Origin of the sequence: Tenacibaculum sp. TC6, from assembly GCF_050606265.1 — a bacterium.
Classification (GTDB): Bacteria; Bacteroidota; Bacteroidia; order Flavobacteriales; family Flavobacteriaceae; genus Polaribacter.
This window is the reverse complement of the sequence record NZ_JBOCUK010000024.1, coordinates 25,697-47,876: the sequence shown is the minus strand read 5'-3', so window position 1 is coordinate 47,876 and position 22,180 is coordinate 25,697. Positions and strand designations below refer to the sequence as shown.

The window sequence follows — 22,180 nt, the reverse complement described above, 5'->3', positions numbered from 1 at the left end:
GATTATTGAGGTCCGTTCGTCTAGGGGTTAGGACGCCAGGTTTTCATCCTGGTAACACGGGTTCGATTCCCGTACGGACTACAAGTTCTTAGTAGCTCAGATGTAATAGTCGGAGCTTTTTTTATCAAGAAATAAAAATGATAAAGGTTGTAAGTATAAAAAAAAATAGTATATTTGCACCCGCAATCAGAAATCAGATTGTAACTAATGGTCCGTTCGTCTAGGGGTTAGGACGCCAGGTTTTCATCCTGGTAACACGGGTTCGATTCCCGTACGGACTACAAGTTTTTTATAAACATTTAACGTTTTAAGTAAAATGGCAAATCATAAGTCAGCATTAAAGAGAATAAGAAGTAACGAAGCAAAGCGCTTAAGAAATAAATATCAGCATAAAACAACTCGTAATGCTGTAAGAAAATTAAGAGCAGCTACAGATAAGAAGGAAGCAGAAGGTATGTTTTCGTCAGTTGTTTCAATGTTAGATAAATTAGCAAAGAACAACATTATTCATAAAAATAAAGCAGCTAATTTAAAGTCAAAATTGGCTAAGCACGTTGCTGCTTTATAAAAGTTTTAAGGTTAGTTAATAGTTAAAAAGGTATCTCTTTTGAGGTACCTTTTTTGTTTTTTTTAAATAAGTTTAATATTAGTACTGTACTTTTGTAGAAAAAAGTTATCAAGTATTATCCTTTACAAGAAGTTCTATTGTTATTTAGTTTTGTTCAGCTTAATTAGACTTTAGTTTCTTGGATGTTCTAGATCTAAAAATAAAACTAGGTAGTATTAGTAAATGAATTTTTAGCTTACCAATCGTATTTTTTATGAGCGTCTAAACGTATAAAGATAAAAAGGAGCAATGTAAAACCCCAAAGAGAAGAACCTCCATAACTAAAAAAAGGTAAAGGAATTCCTATAGTAGGGAGCAGTCCTATTACCATTCCTACATTTACAATTACGTGAAAAAAGATTATTGAAGCCACACCGTAACCGTAAATTCTTCCAAATTTATTATTGTGTGTCTCTGCTAAGTAGATAATTCTGTATAAAAGGAGCATAAAGAGTATAATTACTAATGTACTTCCTATAAAACCCCATTCTTCACTTACGGTACTAAAAATATAATCGGTATCTTGTTCCGGAACGAAATTTCCTTGTGTTCTGTCTCCTTTAAGAAATCCTTTACCTGAAAAACCTCCGGAGCTAATAGTAAGCTGAGCTTGATAAGTATTATACCCAATACCTCTATTATCTTTTATTTTACCTAATAATATGTCAAAACGATCTTTTTGATGTTGTCCTAATACATTATTATATGTATAACCAATAACAGTTATGAAAATGGTGGTAATAATGTAGAGGCTAATAATTTTGAAAAGATTGAATCGTAAAAAACGTTTATTTCTATAGACAGCATATATTATATAGAGTGTTATAATTAATAGACTAGAAATTAACACCCATTTTATTCCAAAGGATATGGTAAGTAAGAATAAGATAATGGACACAGCTCCTAATATAAAATAAGCAAGAGTTAATCCTTCTCTATTAAGCACAAAAAAGAAAGAAAAATAAATTAGAACAGATCCCATATCGGGCTGTAAGGCAATAAGAAAAGCCGGTGTAAAAATTATAATAAAAGCCTTTATTTGGTTTTTTAAAAGCTTTAAGTTGTATTGCCTGTCACTCATTAATTTAGCTAAGGCAAGGGCGGTAAAAGCTTTAGCAAACTCAGAAGGTTGTAACCCTATACCCCCAAAGCTATACCAAGAAGTTGCTCCGTTAATTTTTTTTCCAAATACTAAAACTCCTGCAAGAATTACAAGAGAGATAAGGTAGAGTAAACTTGAGAACTTTTCGTAAAATTTAGAATTAAAAAAGAGAACAAAAATTATAATTGGAACACTAAGTCCTATCCATATAAGTTGTTTCCCGTAACGGGTTGAAAAATTAAATATCTCTCGACTATTTTCATTTGATGATGCAGCATAAATATTAATCCATCCAAAAATGACTAATAGCACATACAGGATAATCAAAATCCAGTCTATATCAGCAAATATATTATTTCGTTCCTTGCGCAATGGTATCTATTTTAGGAATAAGTTTATTATATACGTGTTGCAGGCTTAAGTCTAACATTCGCTCCTCTACATATGTTCGTTCAACTTTACCGGTTAAATATTTTTCAATTAATAAACTGGTTATAGGTGCAGCAATAGTAGAACCATATCCACCGTTTTCAATATAAACCGCTAAGGCTATTTTAGGATCATCTTTAGGTGCAAAAGCAACTAAGATAGAGTGATCCGGAAGCTGTATTTTCTGTCCGTCAACTCTAGTGAAATTTTCAGCGGTACCGGTTTTTCCACAAATTTCGATACCTTTTACTCTACTTCCTTTGGCGGTTCCTTTTGTAAATACTTCATGCATGGCTTCAATAGCTACATTAAAATGTTTAGAATCAATAGTTGTATTTACTTTTTTAGTATAAAGAGTATCGGTTATAGCTTGTTTGTTTATTTGTTTTACAACATGAGGTCTAAAATAAAAACCCTTATTAGCTATGGCGGCAGTCATATTTGCTAATTGAATAGGAGTTGATTCTACTTCTCCCTGACCAATAGCGTTTGAGATAGTTGTGGTAGCTCCCCATCGATATTTGTACCATTTGTTATAGTATGTAGAGTCTGGAATTCTACCTTTTTGACCTGTTGGCAAATCATAGCCTAAATAGTTGCCTAAACCAAAACTTTTAGCATGTTTACTCCAGTTGTTTAGTCCTATTTTTGGGTTTTCAGCATTGTCTACAATTTTTCTGTAAGTAGTAGCAAAGTAACTATTACAAGATTTTGCGATGGCTGTTTTTAGTCGGATAGGATAACCAACAATACCACAGTGGCATCCCATAAATTCATTTTTCCTTTTTCCATATCTATAGCCATGATAACAACGAACAGAAAAGTTTTCATCAATAACACCTTCTTGCAACCCAATTAATCCATTTATAATTTTAAAAGGAGATCCCGGGGCATACATAGCTTGAAGTCCTCTATCAAACGTAGGTTTATTTATAGAGTCGTAAAATAACTTTCCTGAATTTTTTGAGCGTTCTCTACCTACTAATAAATTAGGATCGTATGAAGGAGCAGTAATCAGAGCTAAAATTTCACCTGTTTTAGGCTCAATAGCAACAATACCACCTCTTTTTCCTTTCATTAGTGATTCTCCATACTGTTGTAATTCACTATCTATAGTTAAGGTTAAATCTTTACCGGGAACAGCAAGAGTATCTAATAAACCATTTTTATAAGGTCCGGTTATTTCATTAAGATTGTTTCTGGTAAAGTATTTTTTTCCTTTGATACCTCTTAAGACTTCTTCGTATTGTTTTTCAATACCCAATTTACCGATTAATTCACCTTGTTCATAATAGTTGCTTGTTTTGGCTTTTTGTTCATTAACTTCACCAATAAATCCTAAAACATTAGCTGCCGACTTAATAGGGTAGTTTCTAATAATACGTTTTTGAATGTAGAAGCCTTTAAATTTTTGGAGTTTTTCCTGTAAAAAAGCAAAGTCTTCTTTAGAAAGTTGTTTTAGAAAAACTGAAGGAAGCCATCTGGCATAACTTTCAGCTTTATCAAAGCGTTTTAAAAAATCGTCTTTAGTTATGTTTAAAAGTGAACAAAATTGTAAGGTGTCTAAAGGTTTTACTTCTTTAGGAACAATCATAACATCATATGAAAGTTGGTTTGCAACCAGTAATTTTCCATTTCTGTCATAAACATACCCTCGTTCTGGATAGTCATATTCAATTTTAACAGTAGAACTTACAGTTGTATTCTGTTTTTTTTGTTGAAGAATTTGTAACTGAAAAAGCCTGCCTATATATATGAAACCTACAAGGGTAATTAGAAATATTAATAAAAAACTTCGCTTCATGATAGTTTTTTTCTAAAGATAAAACTTCCTAAAAAATATAGTACTAACGTAAATACACTTGATAATAGTGTATTGATTATAATATTTGAAAAATTATGGAAACTAAAGTTAATGAAGCTGTATAAGATAAAGTGATGAATTACTGTTAAAATTGTTACATAATTGAATACTTTATCAAAAGTTTCCATTCGTAAACTAAATAATAAATAATCGGATTCTGTTTTTTTGAAAATAGTTCTTACAAGAAATAAGCGTATGTAAGCTATGAAAAGTGTGGCAAAAGCATGGATTCCTCCCGAATTTGAAAAAAAATCAATACATAAACCCAACAAAAAGCTAATGGTTAAAAATGGAACTCGTTTTTGTTTTAAGGGAAAAATAAAAATATAGGCTATGTATAAATACGGATTTAAGTAACCAAATAAAAGAATATTATTAAGAATCAAAACCTGTAATAAAACAAAAAAGAAAAATAAAAATATAAGATAAAGAGTTTTATTCATTTTGATTGTTTAAAGCTTTTATTTCGTTTTTATGAAAATTTGTTATTATGTATATACTGCCAAGATTAGTCATATCATTAAACAGTTTAACATTTATGGTATTTAATGCTGATATTTTTTCAGGAATACTTTCAATAGTTCCAATAGGAATTCCTTCTGGAAATATTGAAGATTTTCCTCCGGTAATAATTGTATCTCCAATTTGCATTACAGCTTGTCTTGGAATGTCTGTCAGTTGAACTATGGTATAATCTTCACCGTTCCACTCTAGTGTACCAAAATGCTTACTGTTTTTAAAACGAGCGTTAATTTTACTGTTTTTATTTAAAATAGATTGCACTCTGGCATATCCGTTTGAAACATTTTCTGTAATACCAATAACTCCCTTGCTATTTATAACAGCCATTTCAGGCAAAACGTTGTTTTTTTTACCTCTGTTAATTGTTAAAAAGTTGTAAGGAGTGTTGTAATTATTGTCTATAATTTTACCGCTGATATATTTATATTGCTGATTAAAATTTAATGTATCTATTGCATAATGTACTCCAACAGTATCTGTAACAGTGTAAAAAAAATCAAGCTTGTTTTTTAAAGCGGTGTTTTCTTCTAAAAGTAATTCGTTTTCTGTTTTTAAATTTAGGTAGGTTCTAATATTGCTTGCTTTATTAAGGAGTCCTCCGGAAACAGCATTAGCTGAATTGATAAATTTACTTTTATGAAAAGAATGGTTGTTAATGATTAATGCAACAGCTATAATTTCTAAAAATAGAAAATACAAGAAATATTTATACTTCTGTAAGAAATAGACAAGCTGTTGCATAAATAATCATAACTTTTATTTGATTAATACTGATTTGTATTTTTCAAGGTTTTTTAATGCGATTCCAGTACCTCTAACTACGGCTCTTAGCGGGTCTTCAGCTACATACACCGGTAAATCAGTCTTACGAGATAAACGTTTATCTAATCCTCTTAGCATAGAACCACCTCCGGCTAAATAAATTCCTGTATTATAAATGTCAGCAGCTAATTCGGGTGGTGTTTTAGATAATGTTTCCATAACGGCATCTTCAATACGAAGAATAGATTTATCGAGTGCTTTTGCAATTTCTCTGTAAGAAACTTGTACTTGTTTAGGCTTCCCACTTAATAAATCTCTACCCTGAACCATCATATCTTCAGGAGGAGTATCTAAATCTTCGGTAGCAGAACCAATTTGGATTTTTATTTTTTCAGCAGTAGTTTCACCAACATATAGGTTGTGTTGAGTTCTCATGTAATACATGATGTCATTAGTAAATAAATCTCCGGCTACTTTTACTGATTGATCACATACAATACCTGCTAAGGCTATTACAGCTATTTCAGTAGTACCCCCACCTATATCAATAATCATATTTCCTTTAGGCTCCATAATATCTATACCCACTCCAATTGCCGCGGCCATTGGTTCGTAAATAAGATAAATTTCTTTAGCATTCATATGACGTGCAGAGTCAATTACTGCTCGTTTTTCTACTTCTGTTATGCCGGAAGGAATACAGATTACCATACGTAAAGAAGGCGGAAAAAGCTTCTTTTTAATGGCAGGAATTTTTTTTACAAATTCCTTTATCATTTCTTCTGAAGCCTGAAAATCTGCAATAACCCCATCTTTTAAAGGGCGAATCGTTTTTATATTTTCATGAGTTTTTCCTTGCATTCTATTGGCTTCATGACCCGTAGCAATAATTTTACCCGTTAATCTATTCCTGGCAACAATAGAAGGGCTATCAATAACCACTTTGCCATTGTGAATTATTAACGTGTTAGCAGTTCCTAAATCAACTGCAATATCTTCGGTCATAAAGTCGAAAAACCCCATAAAATCTTTATGTTTTATCTAAATTATTGATGTATTTTCACAAATCTATAAAAAATATACATTGTTTTTACATCAAAACTCATTAATGTTTAAAATGTCTTGTTCCTGTAAAAACCATAGCTACATCATTATCGTTACAATAATCAATGCTTAATTGATCTTTAATAGACCCCCCGGGTTGTATTACACTTTTTATCCCCGCATTATCTGCTATTTCAACACAGTCCGGAAACGGGAAGAAAGCGTCACTTGCCATTACAGCTCCTTCTAAATTAAAATTGAAGCTTTTAGCTTTTTCAATAGCTTGTCTTAATGCATCAACTCTACTTGTTTGCCCGGTTCCGCTTGCACATAATTGTTTGTTTTTTGCTAAAACAATGGTGTTTGATTTTGTGTGCTTACAAATCTTAGAAGCAAATAATAAGTCATCTAACTCTTTTTCCGAAGGTTTATTGTTTGTAGCGTACGTTAAATCTTCTAATTTATCAGTTTTGTTGTCTTTATCCTGAATTAATACTCCATTTAAAGCTGTTCTTACGGTTTGAGTTGGTAACTCTATATCTTTTTGTACTAAAATAACTCTGTTTTTCTTTTCTTTAAGAATGGCTAAAGCATCGTCATCATAAGCAGGAGCAATTACTACTTCACAGAATAATTGATGAATTTCTTCTGCAGTTGCTTTGTCAATAGTTGCATTTGCAATTAAAATACCTCCGAAAGCAGATACAGGGTCACCTGCTAATGCATCTACATAGGCTTGGTGCATTGTTGCTCTTTGAGCAAAACCGCAAGCATTATTGTGTTTTAAGATAGCAAAAGTAGGATCTTCACCTTTAAATTCGTTCATTAAGTTTACAGCTGCATCTACATCTAGTAAATTGTTGTAACTTAATTCTTTACCGTGTAATTTATCAAACATAGCGTCTAAATCTCCAAAGAAAAAACCTTTTTGATGTGGGTTTTCCCCATAACGTAATGTTTTAGAAATAGTTTCACTTGCTTTATATACTACTTCATCTTCATTGAAATAATTAAAAATAGCAGTATCGTAGTGTGAAGAAACATTAAATGCTTTTGCAGCAAACTTTTTTCTTTCTGTAATAGAAGTTTGTCCGTTATTGTTTGTAATGATTGATAAAAACTCATCGTATTGTTCCATAGAAGAAACAATTACGGTGTCTTTAAAGTTTTTTGCAGCAGCTCTTATTAGTGAAATTCCACCAATATCAATTTTTTCGATAATATCTTGTTCAGATGCTCCTGAAGCAACTGTTTTTTCAAACGGATATAAATCTACAATAACTAAATCTAATTGAGGAATTTGAAACTCTTCCATTTCAGCAATATCACCTTCATGATCTTGTCTGTTTAATATTCCTCCAAAAACTTTTGGATGTAACGTTTTAACTCTGCCGCCTAAAATTGAAGGGTAAGAAGTAACGTCTTCAACAGGAATCACAGTAATTCCTAAATCTTTAATGAATTTTTCAGTACCACCGGTAGAATAAATGGTAACATTTAAATCGTTCAGTTTTCTTACAATTGGCTCTAATCCGTCTTTATGAAAAACAGAAATCAATGCAGATTTAATAGTTTTTGTGCTGTTCATTTTTGTTGTGTTGTTAAGCGAGCAAAATTACTAAAACCTTGAGGGTTTCACAATATTTTTTAAAGTAAAAAACGCTATCTAAAAGTTACGTTTTAGATAGCGTTTTGTTCAACAAAGATGAAAATTCTTAATTTTCATTCTGCGTTTTCAAGAAAATTTCTAAACCAAGTGGTGAATTTCTCTACTAACGATTGTTGTGATTTTGTTTGAGTGTTGTCACTCAAAGCAGCATAAGTGGGGAAGTCTTTACTACTCATAATTTAAGGGAATTAAAAATGTTAATAAAGTTGTTGATAATTATTTTTCAAATAAAATAAAAAAAACTTTAAAAATCAAGTGTTTACGCTTTTTTTTACACAAAAGCACTAACTTTTTTGCAAACGAACTCTAATAATTCTTCATCAGCCTCTGTAAATGGATTAACCGTATGAGAATCAATATCAATTTGTCCAATGTTTTTACCGTCAACAAAAATAGGAATTACTATTTCTGATTTAACTTTCCATCCACATGAAATATAATTGTCTTGTTCGCTTACATCTTGTACAACAAAGTTTTTATTGCTAACAGCTACCTGACCACAAATTCCTTTACCAAAAGGGATGATGGTATGCTCAGTTGGTTCACCATTAAACTGTGCTAGTTTAAGTTCTTCTTTATCTCCGTTTCTAAAGTAGAAGCCAACCCAGTCGTAATATGAAATTTTTGAAGCTAAATAATCACATATTTGTTGTAATTTTTCTTCTTTAGTTGAATTTCCTTCGGTTATTTCAACAACGTAATCTTTTATTTCTTGTATGTTGTTCATGTTTATTTTAATAAATCGTGCAAAAAATACACAAAAGTAACGGTATGATATTTTTTATAGAAATATTTAACGCTTTTAATGTATGTCTTTAAAAAATAACTTTTTCATTACTGAGTTGAATACTGTCAAATTTGTAAATAAAAACGATTAGTACTCAGTTTTATTGGTTAAACGGTTTAATAAATGAATGTTAAAATTTCTGAAATGAAAACGATAATAAATAAACTCCCAAAATTAAAATGGGAGTTTATTATTGTTATATCATGTGTAAGTTGTTGAGTTCTAATTGCGTTAACTCACGCCATCTACCTCTAGGTAAATTCTTTTTAGTTAAACCGGCAAAAATAACTCGGTCTAATTTGGTTACTTCATAACCAACATGTTCAAATATTTTACGAACAATTCTGTTTCTTCCTGAGTGAATTTCAATACCGATTTCGTTTTTCTTTTCACCTTCTATATAAGAAATAGCATCAATAAAAACTTTTTTACCATCAATAACCACATCACCTCTTAGTTTTTCTAAATCGGCCAAAGAAAGTTTTCTATCTAATGTAGCATGGTATAATTTTCTAACATTATGTTTAGGATGCGTAAGCTTTTTTGCTAATTCACCATCGTTAGTAAATAATAATAAACCGGTAGTGTTTCTGTCTAATCTACCTACAGGATAAATACGTTCAGCAGATGCATTATGAATTAAATCCATTACTGTTTTTCTTCCACGATCATCTTCCATGGTAGTAATGTAATTCTTTGGTTTGTTTAATAAGATGTAACGCTTTTTCTCCATTGAAATTAACGTGCCATCAAAACGAACTTCATCAATTGGCTGCACTTTATATCCCATTTCGGTAATTAATTTCCCGTTAACAGTAACGCTACCATGTTGAATGTAAGTATCAGCTTCTCTTCTTGAACAAATTCCGGAGTTAGCAATGTATTTGTTTAAACGAACTCCTGATTCTTCTGATTTAGCTTGTGTTGGCTTATTTGAAGGTTTATCCTTTCTAAAGTTTTTTTTGAACTGTGGTTTGTTGTTATTGCTATTATTGTGAGGATTGCTGTTGCGTCCAGCTTGTCGTCCTCTCGACGAGTTTTTTGAGTTCATATTTATGTTTTAAAAATGCGTGCAAAAGTACACTAATTATTTGAAAATTAATAATAAAGGTGTTGAATTTTACACTTGTGTGTTCTTTTTTAAAAGAAAGATAATGAGGTAGTTAAAAAAGTAGGAATAATTGACAGATTGTAAAGTTTAATTGTTTTTATCGCCATATTTTTCCATGATTTCTTTTTTGCTGTTTACCTGAAGTTTTTCGTAAATATTACGGGTGTGTGTTTTTATGGTGTTTATTGATAGGTAAAGTTCATCAGCAATAGAAGCGTAGCTTTTTCCTTTAGCAAGTAAGGTAAGCACTTCATTTTCTCGTTCAGAGAGTTCTTTTTCATGAGGTGATTGAAATGATTCTACTACTTTTCGGGCTATGTTACTGCTCATGGGGGCACCTCCGTTGTGAGTTTGTTCAAGAGCAGTTATTAATTCTTTTGGAGTAGTATTTTTATTTAAATACCCAACAGCCCCGGCACATAAGGCCTCAAAAATATATTTTGAATTTTCATGCACGGAAATAATAATAGGTAAAATTGAGGGAGCTATTTTTTTTACTTCTTTAATGGTTTCTATACCATTTATACCTCCAAGTTGAATGTCTACTAACATAATTTGAGGAATGTTGTTTTTTTTAATGAAGTTCAAAGCCTCTTCGCCTGATAAAAATGCACCACTTACCTGAAATTTATCAGAAGAGTTAATAATTTCTTTAAATGATTCTAAAATACTTTCGTGATCTTCAATTATAATAACATTTAATTTACTCATTTTGTTCTTCTTTAAGGGTACCGGTAAAAGTTATAACAACTCCATTGTTTGCTTCAATTGTAATTTGTTGATGTAAAGAATTGGCTCTGTGCTGCATGTTTTTAATTCCGTTTAAGCGGTTTAATTCATGTATTTTAAATCCTATACCATTATCTTTTAAAATAATTTTTAAGACATTATTTTCTAGTTCAAAGTTTAAGTAAACTTTAGTGGCCTTACTATGTTTTAGGACATTAGTCATGGCTTCTTTAAAAATTAAAACGAGCTGTTTACTCCAATAAAAAGGAAGTATAATTTTTTGAGTAGAAAAATTATGAGTTGAGTAAAAAGCAATAGTAGTATTTTCAAATAAACTTTCACCAAAATCGTTTAAATATACCTGTAATTGTTGTAGGTCATCGTTTTTATGATCTAATGACCAAATAAAGTCTTTCATGCCATGGTATAAATAGTCGGCATCTTTTTTTATTTGTTTTAATTTTTTCTCTTTGTTTTCTGTATTGGTAGCGTAGGTGGTATCAATAAGCATATTGGAGGTTATAGAAATGCTGGCAAGTTTGTTTCCAAGCTCATCATGGAAATCTCTGGCAACATTTTTACGCACTTCTTTTAATGCTTTTTGTAGCTTTTCTTTTTCATCAATGGTTTTCTTTAACTCTTTATTTTTTCTAATACTTTTTTGAAGTCCCCAAAACAGAAAAAGCACAATCCAACCTAAAATAAATATAGTAACGGTAATATAAAACCATGTTTGCTGATACCAAGGGAGTGTTATTTTAAAAGTATAGGGTTTTGAGTATTTCCATTCAGATAAGTTGTCTTTATATCTGAATACTATTTCATAATTGCCTTGAGAAAGGTTTTTAAAGGTTACTTCATTGCTTGTAGTTGTTATCCAAGGGTTGTTGTTTAGTTGGTATTCTACAGCAATAGATTTCGGATTTACGTAGTTTATGGTATTGAGGGTAAAGTTATAATGGTTTTGTTTAACAATAAGTTTAGTGTTTGTTGTGGGATGAAACGGGTAGAGATTGTCTAATTTGAAAAGTCCTTTATTTCCGGTTGCGTAAATATAATTACTTTCTTCCGTTATTTTTTTTATAGAAGTAGATTCTTGTCCAAGACTTTTATCAACACCATAGTATGTGTTTTTATACAGTACATTTAATCCTTTTTGGGTAGCTACCCATAAAACATTATGAGAATCAATATAAAAGCTATTTATATGATTGCTAGAGAGTCCTTCATTAATAGTATGGTGTGTGGTTTTAGAAGGAGTTATTTTAAATACGCCTACGTTAGTGCCTACCCAAATTGTAGTATCTTGAATTGCGATGTCTGTAAAATTATTAGCATAGATGTTTTTTAATTGATCCCATTTTTCAACCTTGCCTGTCTTTATATCAAGGCAATAAATTCCGAGTCTTCCAAATACTGCATATATTTTTCCTTGATGAAATACAGCTTTTCTAATAAAAGAGCCTTCATCGGTATGGAATTTATGTTGTGCTACAACTTGACGGTTTTTATAAATGGTATATATGTTCTGTTTTACTTCAATATGTAAGGAATCAAAAGAAAAAACAAAAGATTTTGAAGTTTTGTTAAGAAGTGTATAGTTTAGAAAAGATGATTGATAGCTATCTTCTTTTTTATTATGCATAATTAGCTGAATGCTATCGTTTCCTTTTAATTGAAAATATTCTGTGTGGAATGGAATTTTTTTCGAAGTTACTTTTTGTTCTTCATTTATATGATATATAATATTGGGAGCAATGGTAATGATCGTTCCATGATTGCTAATAAGATCTCTTAAATCAGGGTTTTCAAAAAAGGAAGCATCAAAAAAAACATTTTTGGTATCTAATAATTGGTAAACTCCCTGACCGTATGTAGTAACCCATAAACTATGATTGGTGTCAAAAAAGAAGTCGGAAACAGAGCTTTTTAAATGTAGTTTTTTAGAAATATTGGTTAGATAGTTGTTTTGAATGTTATAACGATAAAGCTTACGTAAACCATCACTTTTATCAATAAAAACGAAGTAAATATTGTTGCCAAAAACTTTAAGTTGAATAATTTTTCCCGGATTTAATGGTAATTTTCGTTGTTCTAAAAATTGGTTGCCGTCATAAAAAAACAGTTCATTAAAAGAAGAAGTTATCAGATAGCCGTTACTTTTAATAATGGCATGAATTGGTTTGGAATTAAGCTTGGGAATGTTAACCTTCTTTACCGTATTGTTGTTAAGGATGTATGCACCTATAATGGTGTTTTTTTCGGTAGTGTTTAATTCGGAAGCATGTGCGTATACCTTATTATCAATATAAGACAGGTTAATATCTTTTATATAAGGATCATTTCCGGTAACAGAATCTGTCCAATATAATTTTCCTTTTTTGATATTGTACTGAAGTTGGAGAGAAGTTACTTTTTTACTTTTTAAATTATAAAAATAATGCCTGGAAGTATTGGAGGCTCCATAAATAATAGAATCGTTTAACGGATAAAGTTTGTTGATTTTAGTATAACTATCATTTTTATCTTCAAACTTATAAATACTATCATTTTTTAAAGAATGAAGCCCACCTCCCCAGGTAGCCAGTAAAAATTGATCATTTTTAACATCTTCAAGAATGTCAATAACGTAGTTAGATTTTAATCCGCCACTGGAGTAATTAGAAAAAGCAGTACCGTTAAACATAGTAAAACCATCATCTGTACCAATCCAAATGAATCCTTTTGTGTCCTGTATTATTTGGTAAGTAATATCGTGAGGTAGTCCGTTTTCTGTGGTATAATGATTATACACAGGTTTTTGAGCTTTACTGGAAAAAGTAAGTAAAACCATAAAAAAGAACAGAAAATTGTTGGTATGAATACACTTCATTTTAAACACACAAAATCGGAATGTAAATATCTATAAAAATAAATGGACAAAATCACCCTTTTTGGGTGAAGTCTCAACATGTTGTTCAAGCTAGTTTTGCAAAAGTAATTATGTATTAAAATAATAAAAAATGAAAAATATAGTAAGAATTCTGAGTTTATGTCTTTTTGTGTTTTTAAACTCATGCAGTAAAGACAGTGCAACAGATATAAATGAAACAACAAATGTATATGTTTTAAATACAGGGTATGATACTACTACAAACAACAATTATATACAATTATGGAAAAATGAGGAGTCAGTTAACATAACTGATAAAAGTGAAGAGGCGTCTGCGCAAAGATTATATGTTTCGAATTCTGATGTATATATATTAGGAACAAGATACAATCCGGTTAAAAATAAAAATGAATATAAAATTTGGAAAAACGGAGCAGAATTAATAGTTCCTGAGAACGTAGAGTTTACAGATATTTTTGTTTCCGGTGCAGATACTTATTTGTTAGGATACGATTATGTAAAAGAAAATATAGTGTTATATAAGAACGGAGAAGTTACTTATATAACCCTCAGTGCCAGTAAATATGAAGAAGAAACAAAAGCAAAAATGTTTGGACGTTATTCACCGGCGGTTAGAGTTCGTGTTTTAGGAAAAGATGTGTATGTTTTAGGAAGTGAAAGTAATGGAACTTCTGGGGTTGCAAAAATTTGGAAAAACGGAGAGCCTATAAGTTTAACAGATGGTAATTTTAACGCGTATCCTGCTGATTTATTTGTTACTACAAATAATGATACCTATGCTATAGCAAGAGAATATGACGGGACTAACTACATACCTAAACTTTGGAAAAATGGAAGGAGAGTTGAAAAATTTATAGCTGACGTGAATTTTGTGCCTGTTAGTATTTTTGTAGATGGTGAAGATGTATATGTTACCGGTCATACAAAAATTGCGAATAATGTTTATGTGGCTCAACTATGGAAAAACGGACAAACGACAGATTTAGGACAAGGTGTTTTTTATTCGTATGCAAGTAATGTATTTGTGAAAGATGGCAAAGTATATGTAAGTTTTCAAGAAAGAAATAGTGAGCGTAATTATATTTCTAAACTATGGATAGATGGTGTTGTGACTAATTTGTCTAGTGGGAAAGAAGATTTTTATGCACAAGGAGTTTTTGTAGAGTAATTCTTTTTTCTCAATATACATAGCAATACTTTTTGTGTCATAATAGAAAGTATTGTAAACATAAACCTTCTTTTTTAAGAAGGTTTATGTGTTTAAAATCACCCGTTTAAGGTGAAAACTATACTTCGGTTGCTTTTTACTTTTGTGTAAACAAATACGCAAGAATTATGAAAGCAATAAAAAACATCATCTTATTTTACCTAATACTAACCTTATGCTTTTCCTGTAAAAACAACCTAGAGTTTCAAAAAATAGAGTATGAGTTACCGTATAAATTTAATGATGAAATAGAAGCTAAATTAGCAAGTGATTCATTGCCTTGGAGATTTCAAATAGCAGCTTCCGAATATGCTTTAAAAGGAAATTATAAAGATGCTTTAAGAGTGTGGGATTCTGTTTTTCCTCTTAAAGAAAAGCAATACCCATCTTTTAAAATAGATTCTATAAACAACATATACAGTAAAAAAAGTGCAGTTGATTATATTGTTAAAGAAGCTCAAAAAACAAGAGTAACCATTATAAATGAAGCTCATCACAATTCCTTTCATAGAAAATTTACAGCATCACTTTTACAAAAATTATTTAATTATGGCTACAGACACATAGGATTAGAGGCGTTGGCAAATGGTGAAGAAAAAGATTTAGAACTAAATAAAAGAAAATATCCAATTCAAACCTCAGGTTACTATACCAGAGATCCGCAATTCGGTAATTTGATTCGTGAAGCATTAAAAATAGGATATCACGTTTTTGCTTATGAACAAACTTTTGATGAAAATGGTAAGGAAAGAGAAATAACACAGGCAAGAAATATCCAAAAAATACTAGATGAGCATCCTAATGATAAAGTGCTAATTCATTGTGGTTTTGATCATGCATTAGAAGGTAAGCATCGCTCATGGGAAAAAGCTATGGCAGGCAGGCTTGCAGAATTTACAGGAATTAATCCACTCACAATTAATCAAACAACATTTTCAGAAAGAAGTAATTCCATTTACAACTTGCCCTTATTAAAAGCAGTGCAGGCAACAAACTCTATAGTCCTTATTGATAAAGAGGCAAAACCATATCCGTATACCAAGAGGGAAAGTTTTACAGATATTGCTGTTTTTCATCCCAACACAACCTATATAAATAACAGACCTAATTGGTTGTTTACAGAAGAAACGAAAAAAGTAAGTATAAAATTTGAGGAATTAGAAATAGAATATCCGGTAATGATTTTGGCTTATGAAAAGGAAGAGCCTATTAATAAAGCAGTCCCGGTTGATATTGTTGAGGTAGAAAATGATGAAAAAGAATGTTTTATGGCTCTACCCAAAGGGAGTTATGAGGTGGTAGTTGTTAATAAAAAACAGGCCTATTTGTTTTCCAAAAAAATATACTAGGTAATAGAAAAATCACCCATTTAGGGTGAAGTAAAAAATTGTGAGTCAAAATACTTTTGCCATAAAATATTAAATCATGAAAAAAATACTACTTTTCTTGTGTTGCCTTTCAAGCATCACTTTTTTTGCTCAAAATACCTATGTTCCTGACGATAATTTTGAACAAGCCTTAATTGACTTAGGGTACGATACTGTTTTAGATAATTATGTGTCTACAGCTAATATTAATACAATAACAAAATTAGTGATTCCTTCAAAAAACATTTCCGATTTAACAGGGATAGAAGGGTTTACTTCACTAAAAGAACTCTTTGTAAACAATAATGTACTTACATCTATAAACATATCATCTAACCCAGCCTTAACACGTTTGGATGCTTATGAGAATAAGTTAACTGCAATAGATGTATCAAACAACACAAATTTAGAAGTACTTTTTCTGTATAAAAACCAGTTAACAAGTATTGATATTTCAAAAAATAAAAAAATTTACAGTTTTAAAGTTAACAACAATCAGTTGTCAAGCTTAGATGTTTCACAAAATACAGGTTTACAGTACTTTTATGCTGCAGGTAACCAACTTACTTCGTTAGACCTATCAAAAAATACCGCTCTAATAGCTATTTATTTAGAAAATAACAAATTAACGTGGTTGAATGCAAAAAACGGAGCTAATAACTTGATTACTAATTTTAGTACAACACAGAATCCGGATTTAAAATGTATTCAGGTTGACAATACAACAGCTAGCAGACCTTGGGGGTGGGCTAAAGATTATACAGCTAGTTATAATGTTGATTGTACCCCAAAAACCTATGTTCCTGATGATAATTTTGAACAGGCTTTGATTGATTTAGGATACGATGATGTATTAGACGATTATGTAAAAACTGAAAATATTAATTCAATAAACTATTTGGATGTTTCCAACAAAGGTATCGTAGATTTAACAGGGATTCAAGATTTTATAACTTTAACAGAGCTTCGCGCCTATAAAAATCAATTAACGAGTATAGAGGTAAGTACTATTACCAATTTAAAAAAGCTTTATGTTTATAATAATCAATTAACGAGTATTGAGGTAAGTACCATTACCAATCTAGAAAAACTTTATGTTTATAATAATCAGCTAACGAGTTTAAACCTAAGCAATAATCATTTATTAACAGAACTTGTAGTTTCATATAACCAAATAACAAGTTTAGATTTGAGTGCTAATATTGCTATTACTACCCTTAATTTCGAGTTTAATCAGTTAACAAATATTGATTTAAAAAATAACGTAAATCTACTTGTTTTAGCCGGGGCGAGAAATAAGTTATCTAGCATAGATTTAAGTAATAATAAAGATTTAATACATATTGATCTTGAAAACAATCAACTAACCAGTTTAGATTTAAGTAACAATCGAGCATTAATTAGTCTTCTTGCTAAAAATAATAAATTGTCCAGTGTAAATCTAAGTACTGCTTCAGCTTTAAAAAATCTTTATATCTCGGGAAATCAGTTGACAAATTTAGACATAAGAAACAGCACTTTGCTCGAATCTTTCTATGGAGATAGTAATCGGTTAGTAGAACTTGATTTGAGTATGGCAGCAGTATTGAAAAATTGTATAGTCAACGATAACCAATTGACTAATTTAAATCTTAAAAGTGGAGCGAACACAGCTATAACTTCTTTCAATATTATTCGTAACCCTAACCTTACTTGTGTACAAGTTGACGATGCAGCTTATAGTACTACCAATTGGACCAATAAAGATGCTGCTACCACTTATAGTGAAAACTGTGGGGGAGTTAAAAATACTTTTACAACAAATGCATCAGGAAACTGGAATGAGGCTGCTAATTGGAGTTTAGGACATGTCCCAACCCAAGATGAAGTAGTAGAAATACCTAACACGTCAACTATAATAGTACCGCAAAATACTTTTTATGAGGTTAAAAAGATAACCAACCAAGGCGTATTACATCTTTATGGGAAACTTACCGTTACAGATGAGTTTATTAATACAGGAAGGCTTATGTATAACGCTGTAGGTTCTTTGTTAGCTTCTAAAACAAGTGGAGTAGGGGCTTTTGTATTTACTAAAAATAGTTATAAAGGAAATGCGTTAGATCCTACTAAATGGTATTTGTTCTCGTTACCGTCTTCTGGTATTATAGCACAAGAAGTAATTGCCAATTCAACCTTGGCCACAGGTACCGGTACCAACAAAGGGTTAGCAACTTATAACAATTCGTATACAGGAAGTACAGGGTGGAGCTATTTTAATAGCTTGTCTCAAGATTTGTTAAGTCAGGGACAAGGAGTAGCTGTAAAAATGATGGCTTCTTCTTCAATGTATTTAAGAAAAATTCAAGAAAACGTAGATGCCGCTTTGTTGTTGTCTAATTATACAATCGGAACAAATAAAGGAACTAAAAATGGTTGGAATTTAATGGGGAATCCTTATTTAGCCTCTATTCCGGTTAATAGCGCTACCAATAAAGCAGATAACTTTTTAGCAATTAATGGTGCTAAATTAGATCCGGCTTATGCTGCCTTATATTTCTGGAATCCAGATACCAATTCTTACGATGTGGTTAATAATACCACCAGTGAAAAATATATCACTCCTATGGAAGGTTTTTTTGTAAAAACAAGTACAGATGTTTCAAATGTAGATTATAAAAGTGTTTCGTTAGTACATCTTCCTAATAATTATGCAGGAAGAAAGTTGGATTCTTTAACGGAAATAGCATTAAGACTTGAATTAAAAGAAAAGAAACAAAAAACAATTATTAAATATTTAGATGATGCAACCGATGGCTTAGATATTGGTTATGATGCAGGTGTATTTAATGCTGATAAAACGGAAGTATCAATTTACACAAATTTGGTTGCAGAAGGTAACGGAACTCATTTTGCAATACAATGCTTGCCTAAAGATAAAATAGAAAATAGTATAATTCCTATTGGAATTGAGGCTATAGTAGGAGAAGAACTTACTATTAAAGTGGAAGCAAATCAGTTACCTATTGGCGTTAAGGTTTTACTGGAAGATAAAAAAACGAACACGTTTACTGATTTAACAGATGAAACGGCAGCATACACAATAACACTTAAAGAGAAGGAAAATAATAAAAACCGTTTTTACTTACATACGCGAGCAGAATCATTATCTAATGATGAGGTTTTTCAAACAGATGTAACAATACTTAAAACAGAAGAGAATTTAATTCAACTAAAAGGATTGAAAAATGAAGGAGAAGTTTATATCTATAACATGCAAGGAAAACTAGTTCAACAAAGTAAAGTAAACCAACATAAAAACAAGGTAAATATACCAACGTTAGCAAAAGGTGTGTATATAGTTAATCTTAAGACCAACGATAAACAAATTACCCAAAAAATAATCTTATAAACAGATGAAAAAACAAATTAAAAGTTCAAATACCATAACGGAAATAACAAGAAAAGAAGCTTTAAAAAAAATAGGTAACTATGGTAAGTACACTGCTTTAACAGCTTTAGGAACCTATATGTTGTTAAATCCAAAAAAAGCACAAGCACAAAGTCCGGAAACACCCGGAGAAGGTTTTTAGCTATGTTTATTTAGAAGGGGGTAAATTTAGTTGAATGAAATCCTGGGCATTTGCTCAGGATTTTTTATATGAAGTTAATGTGTATTTGCTAATCTAAAACATGTACCACCTTGTCTAAAATTAAAGTTTTGTCTATAAAAAGAAGACTAAAAACACCTATTAATAATAATAGTTTTAATACGTTGTGTAACAATCTGTATTGATTTTTATTAGTTGCTTTAAATGTATAAAAACCAACAAAAACTAAAATAAAAGCGGCGAAATAAAAGTAATACTTCATGTAGGCTATTGCCGGATAATTAAAAAGAATAGCTACAGGAACCAATGTTAAAATCAGTAGTAAAACAATTATTTTTTTAGATTTTTCCTCACCAAATTTTACCGGAAAAGTAGTGTAATTATTAGCAATAGCACCTTTTATGTTTTCTAGATCTTTAATGATTTCACGAACCATAATAACGAGAAATAAAAAACAAGCATGTACAAAAATTACTTTTGAAAAGTTTTTATAATGCACAAAAATGGCAAAAAACGGAAGGATGGTTAAAATGGTAGCAGAAATTAACCCAAAAATAGGGTGCTTTTTTAGTTTATGGGAATAAAACCAAATACCAAAAATATAAGCAGCAAAAAATAAAGCTGCTCTCCAAGAAACTAACCAGCCAAAACCAAAGCCAATAAAATTTAAAATAAAGTAGAGAGAAAGTTTCGTTTCTTGTTTTACGTAAGAATCTAACCCGGCTTTAATAGGTCGGTTAATCCTGTCCGCTTTAACATCGTAAAAATTATTAATGATATAACCGGCTGCTACAACACAGATAGTAGCTAAAACCAAATAAAGTAAATGAAGATCGAAGATAACACGTAAAGATTTTTCTTCAGAAAAAATAAAAATAGCAGCTAGGTATTGGGCTGCTATTAATATTAAAATATTATATCCTCTAATAACAGATAAAAGGCTAAAGAGTTTTAAAAATAGTGTATTTGCTTTTGACGTACTACTCATAGCAAAAAACGTAATTAAAAACGATACACTAATTCTAATTTATATCCTTTTAAACTATTTTTAGCTTTTTCAAAATCTTCAGTAAATCCTAAAATGTAACCTCCGCCACCAGAACCACAAAGCTTTAGGTAATAATCATTAGTTTGCAACCCTTTTTCCCAAACTTTATGAAAAGCAGAAGGAATCATAGGCTTAAAGTTGGTTAACACCACTTTAGATAATTTTTTTACGTTGCCAAATAATGATTTAATATTTCCTTGTAAGAAATCTTCAATACAAGCATCAGTATGAATAGAGAACTCTTCACTTAACATTTTTCTGAAACCTTCGTTTTTCATTTTATTCATAAAAATAGAAACCATAGGTTCCGTTTCACCAATTTGCTCAGAATCTAATAAAAAGACAGCTCCTTTACCTTCTTTTTGAGAGGGAATACCGGTAGCTTCAATGTTTTCTTTAGAATTAATTAAAATAGGTAAACTTAAGTAAGAATTTAATGGATCTAAACCGGAACTTTTCCCGTGAAAAAAAGATTCCATCAATGAGAAAATCTGTTTTAAAGTTAACAATTTATCTCTTGTTAAGTTTTCTAAAACGGTAATCTTATCATTCGCATATTTATCATAAACAGAAGCTACTAAGGCACCTGAACTTCCAACTCCGTACCCTTGAGGTATTGATGAGTCAAAATACATACCGTTATCTATATCGTTTTTTAAACTTTTTAAGTCAAACGATACAATGCTAGTGTCTAAAGTAGATAAATAATTATAAAATCTAATTAAATTATCATTAGACTTTTTAGCTTCACCAGTTAGGTTTTTAGCTGATTTTAAAGCTCCTTTGTAAGAATTAAAAGGAATTGCCAACCCTTTAGAGTCTTTAATAATTCCATACTCTCCAAAGAGTAAAATCTTAGCATAAAATAAAGGTCCCTTCATAGATGTTTTTATTTATAACGATACAAAAATACAGTAAAACTTCTAGTTTACAATTTATTACTGCGTGTTTTTATGAAAAGTTTTCCAAATACCTGTTTTTTCATTGTCTTTGTATTTGCCTCTTTCTTTTATCTTTCCGTTTTTATAGAAAGTTTTCCAAACACCTTCTCGTTTACCATTTACGTATTTTCCTTGTTCTTTTAGTTCTCCGGTTTCATAAAATACTTTGCGAAGACCGTGAAGTTTGCCGTTTTTATAAGTAGCTTTATGTGAAGGTTTCCCATTTTCGTAATAATAGGTAACTAATCCGTCAAACTCTTCTTCACCAGGTTTGTTTACAGTGCTAAATCCTTCCATTTGCACTTGTCCGCTTCCGTAGTAATCTATAATCCAATAACCGTTTTTGATTTTTTTTGGAATTGGGCGATAGTACTCGCTTTTGTCCTTGCTTGTTTCATGCCAGTTAGCATCAAACCAAATTGTTTCTTGAGCCGTTACTGATAACGTTAAAAACCCAACAAACATTGCCATGAGTAATGTTGAAGTTTTTATCATAATTAAGGGAATT

19 protein-coding genes and 2 tRNA genes are annotated in these 22,180 nt (G+C 30.8%); 7 read left to right on the top strand and 14 right to left on the bottom strand.

Translation table 11 applies throughout. The annotated features are described in order from the left end of the window. Window positions 1-9: 9 nt before the first annotated feature. From ACQY1Q_RS12720 to rpsT, 3 genes are all read left to right on the top strand, one after another. A tRNA-Glu gene (locus ACQY1Q_RS12720) sits at window positions 10-81 on the top strand. A gap of 128 nt (window positions 82-209) precedes the next feature. Continuing rightward, window positions 210-281, top strand: a tRNA-Glu gene (locus ACQY1Q_RS12715). A gap of 35 nt (window positions 282-316) precedes the next feature. Continuing rightward, complete coding sequence (gene rpsT / locus ACQY1Q_RS12710) at window positions 317-568, top strand: 30S ribosomal protein S20 (RefSeq protein WP_431005698.1); 252 nt, start codon at window positions 317-319, stop codon at window positions 566-568. Window positions 569-803: 235 nt separating this feature from the next. On the opposite strand, the gene rodA is transcribed toward rpsT, so the two are convergent. From rodA to ACQY1Q_RS12655, 11 genes are all read right to left on the bottom strand, one after another. Then, a complete protein-coding gene (gene rodA, locus ACQY1Q_RS12705; RefSeq protein WP_431005697.1) occupies window positions 804-2,081 on the bottom strand; it encodes a rod shape-determining protein RodA in 1,278 nt (425 codons plus the stop codon). After that, window positions 2,062-3,942 carry a penicillin-binding protein 2 gene (mrdA, locus tag ACQY1Q_RS12700; protein ID WP_431005696.1) on the bottom strand — a complete coding sequence of 627 codons (1,881 nt, stop codon included), beginning with the start codon at window positions 3,940-3,942 and terminating at the stop codon, window positions 2,062-2,064. Before mrdA ends, rodA begins: the two co-directional genes overlap by 20 nt. Continuing rightward, a complete protein-coding gene (mreD, locus tag ACQY1Q_RS12695) occupies window positions 3,939-4,445 on the bottom strand; it encodes a rod shape-determining protein MreD (protein WP_431005695.1) in 507 nt (168 codons plus the stop codon). The genes mrdA and mreD overlap by 4 nt, the downstream gene beginning before the upstream one ends. Then, entirely contained in the window at window positions 4,438-5,265 is an 828-nt protein-coding gene (mreC, locus tag ACQY1Q_RS12690; protein WP_431005694.1) for a rod shape-determining protein MreC, read from the bottom strand. Before mreC ends, mreD begins: the two co-directional genes overlap by 8 nt. Window positions 5,266-5,280: 15 nt before the next feature. Then, complete coding sequence (locus ACQY1Q_RS12685) at window positions 5,281-6,309, bottom strand: rod shape-determining protein (RefSeq protein WP_431005693.1); 1,029 nt, start codon at window positions 6,307-6,309, stop codon at window positions 5,281-5,283. 82 nt (window positions 6,310-6,391) lie between these two features. Further along, window positions 6,392-7,918 carry a bifunctional phosphoribosylaminoimidazolecarboxamide formyltransferase/IMP cyclohydrolase gene (gene purH / locus ACQY1Q_RS12680; RefSeq protein WP_431005692.1) on the bottom strand — a complete coding sequence of 509 codons (1,527 nt, stop codon included), beginning with the start codon at window positions 7,916-7,918 and terminating at the stop codon, window positions 6,392-6,394. Between the two features lie 134 nt (window positions 7,919-8,052). Next, entirely contained in the window at window positions 8,053-8,175 is a 123-nt protein-coding gene (locus ACQY1Q_RS12675) for a hypothetical protein (protein ID WP_431005691.1), read from the bottom strand. Between the two features lie 95 nt (window positions 8,176-8,270). Continuing rightward, window positions 8,271-8,726 (bottom strand): GAF domain-containing protein, encoded by a 456-nt coding sequence (locus ACQY1Q_RS12670; RefSeq protein ID WP_431005690.1) that lies wholly within the window; start codon window positions 8,724-8,726, stop codon window positions 8,271-8,273. Between the two features lie 256 nt (window positions 8,727-8,982). Continuing rightward, window positions 8,983-9,837, bottom strand: a complete 855-nt coding sequence (locus ACQY1Q_RS12665) for a pseudouridine synthase (RefSeq protein WP_431005689.1) — start codon at window positions 9,835-9,837, stop codon at window positions 8,983-8,985. A gap of 147 nt (window positions 9,838-9,984) precedes the next feature. Beyond that, the gene (locus ACQY1Q_RS12660) at window positions 9,985-10,608 is read right to left on the bottom strand and encodes a response regulator transcription factor (protein WP_431005688.1); all 624 of its coding nucleotides are present in this window, start codon (window positions 10,606-10,608) and stop codon (window positions 9,985-9,987) included. Next, window positions 10,601-13,498, bottom strand: coding sequence for a ligand-binding sensor domain-containing protein (locus ACQY1Q_RS12655; protein WP_431005687.1), 2,898 nt, complete (start codon window positions 13,496-13,498; stop codon window positions 10,601-10,603). The genes ACQY1Q_RS12660 and ACQY1Q_RS12655 overlap by 8 nt, the downstream gene beginning before the upstream one ends. A gap of 130 nt (window positions 13,499-13,628) precedes the next feature. Here ACQY1Q_RS12655 and ACQY1Q_RS12650 point away from each other — a divergent pair, with 130 nt between their 5' ends. The 4 genes from ACQY1Q_RS12650 (at window position 13,629) to ACQY1Q_RS12635 (ending at window position 19,665) form a co-directional block, all read left to right on the top strand. Further along, window positions 13,629-14,687 (top strand): hypothetical protein, encoded by a 1,059-nt coding sequence (locus ACQY1Q_RS12650; RefSeq protein WP_431005686.1) that lies wholly within the window; start codon window positions 13,629-13,631, stop codon window positions 14,685-14,687. Window positions 14,688-14,854: 167 nt separating this feature from the next. Beyond that, window positions 14,855-16,075: a hypothetical protein gene (locus tag ACQY1Q_RS12645; protein ID WP_431005685.1), complete on the top strand. Its 1,221-nt coding sequence runs from the start codon at window positions 14,855-14,857 to the stop codon at window positions 16,073-16,075. Between the two features lie 76 nt (window positions 16,076-16,151). Continuing rightward, complete coding sequence (locus ACQY1Q_RS12640; protein WP_431005684.1) at window positions 16,152-19,484, top strand: leucine-rich repeat domain-containing protein; 3,333 nt, start codon at window positions 16,152-16,154, stop codon at window positions 19,482-19,484. 4 nt (window positions 19,485-19,488) lie between these two features. Then, on the top strand, window positions 19,489-19,665 hold the full coding sequence (locus tag ACQY1Q_RS12635; protein WP_431005683.1) for a hypothetical protein: 177 nt from the start codon (window positions 19,489-19,491) through the stop codon (window positions 19,663-19,665). An 88-nt stretch (window positions 19,666-19,753) separates the two neighbouring features. Here the strand turns inward: ACQY1Q_RS12635 and ACQY1Q_RS12630 are convergent, their stop codons facing one another. The 3 genes from ACQY1Q_RS12630 to ACQY1Q_RS12620 are packed head-to-tail and all read right to left on the bottom strand — an operon-like array spanning window position 19,754 to window position 22,167. Then, window positions 19,754-20,671: a geranylgeranylglycerol-phosphate geranylgeranyltransferase gene (locus ACQY1Q_RS12630; RefSeq protein WP_431005682.1), complete on the bottom strand. Its 918-nt coding sequence runs from the start codon at window positions 20,669-20,671 to the stop codon at window positions 19,754-19,756. Window positions 20,672-20,685: 14 nt separating this feature from the next. Then, window positions 20,686-21,612, bottom strand: coding sequence for a mevalonate kinase family protein (locus ACQY1Q_RS12625; RefSeq protein ID WP_431005681.1), 927 nt, complete (start codon window positions 21,610-21,612; stop codon window positions 20,686-20,688). A 57-nt stretch (window positions 21,613-21,669) separates the two neighbouring features. Continuing rightward, the gene (locus ACQY1Q_RS12620) at window positions 21,670-22,167 is read right to left on the bottom strand and encodes a toxin-antitoxin system YwqK family antitoxin (RefSeq protein WP_431005680.1); all 498 of its coding nucleotides are present in this window, start codon (window positions 22,165-22,167) and stop codon (window positions 21,670-21,672) included. Between the last annotated feature and the right edge of the window lie 13 nt (window positions 22,168-22,180).

Coding starts and splice junctions, on each gene's coding strand:
- rpsT (WP_431005698.1), top strand. CDS start 317: ATGGCAAATCATAAGTCAGCATTAAAGAGAATAAGAAGTAACGAAGCA.
- mrdA (WP_431005696.1), bottom strand. CDS start 3,942: ATGAAGCGAAGTTTTTTATTAATATTTCTAATTACCCTTGTAGGTTTC.
- mreD (WP_431005695.1), bottom strand. CDS start 4,445: ATGAATAAAACTCTTTATCTTATATTTTTATTTTTCTTTTTTGTTTTA.
- mreC (WP_431005694.1), bottom strand. CDS start 5,265: ATGCAACAGCTTGTCTATTTCTTACAGAAGTATAAATATTTCTTGTAT.
- ACQY1Q_RS12685 (WP_431005693.1), bottom strand. CDS start 6,309: ATGGGGTTTTTCGACTTTATGACCGAAGATATTGCAGTTGATTTAGGA.
- purH (WP_431005692.1), bottom strand. CDS start 7,918: ATGAACAGCACAAAAACTATTAAATCTGCATTGATTTCTGTTTTTCAT.
- ACQY1Q_RS12675 (WP_431005691.1), bottom strand. CDS start 8,175: ATGAGTAGTAAAGACTTCCCCACTTATGCTGCTTTGAGTGACAACACT.
- ACQY1Q_RS12670 (WP_431005690.1), bottom strand. CDS start 8,726: ATGAACAACATACAAGAAATAAAAGATTACGTTGTTGAAATAACCGAA.
- ACQY1Q_RS12665 (WP_431005689.1), bottom strand. CDS start 9,837: ATGAACTCAAAAAACTCGTCGAGAGGACGACAAGCTGGACGCAACAGC.
- ACQY1Q_RS12660 (WP_431005688.1), bottom strand. CDS start 10,608: ATGAGTAAATTAAATGTTATTATAATTGAAGATCACGAAAGTATTTTA.
- ACQY1Q_RS12655 (WP_431005687.1), bottom strand. CDS start 13,498: ATGAAGTGTATTCATACCAACAATTTTCTGTTCTTTTTTATGGTTTTA.
- ACQY1Q_RS12650 (WP_431005686.1), top strand. CDS start 13,629: ATGAAAAATATAGTAAGAATTCTGAGTTTATGTCTTTTTGTGTTTTTA.
- ACQY1Q_RS12645 (WP_431005685.1), top strand. CDS start 14,855: ATGAAAGCAATAAAAAACATCATCTTATTTTACCTAATACTAACCTTA.
- ACQY1Q_RS12640 (WP_431005684.1), top strand. CDS start 16,152: ATGAAAAAAATACTACTTTTCTTGTGTTGCCTTTCAAGCATCACTTTT.
- ACQY1Q_RS12635 (WP_431005683.1), top strand. CDS start 19,489: ATGAAAAAACAAATTAAAAGTTCAAATACCATAACGGAAATAACAAGA.
- ACQY1Q_RS12630 (WP_431005682.1), bottom strand. CDS start 20,671: ATGAGTAGTACGTCAAAAGCAAATACACTATTTTTAAAACTCTTTAGC.
- ACQY1Q_RS12625 (WP_431005681.1), bottom strand. CDS start 21,612: ATGAAGGGACCTTTATTTTATGCTAAGATTTTACTCTTTGGAGAGTAT.
- ACQY1Q_RS12620 (WP_431005680.1), bottom strand. CDS start 22,167: ATGATAAAAACTTCAACATTACTCATGGCAATGTTTGTTGGGTTTTTA.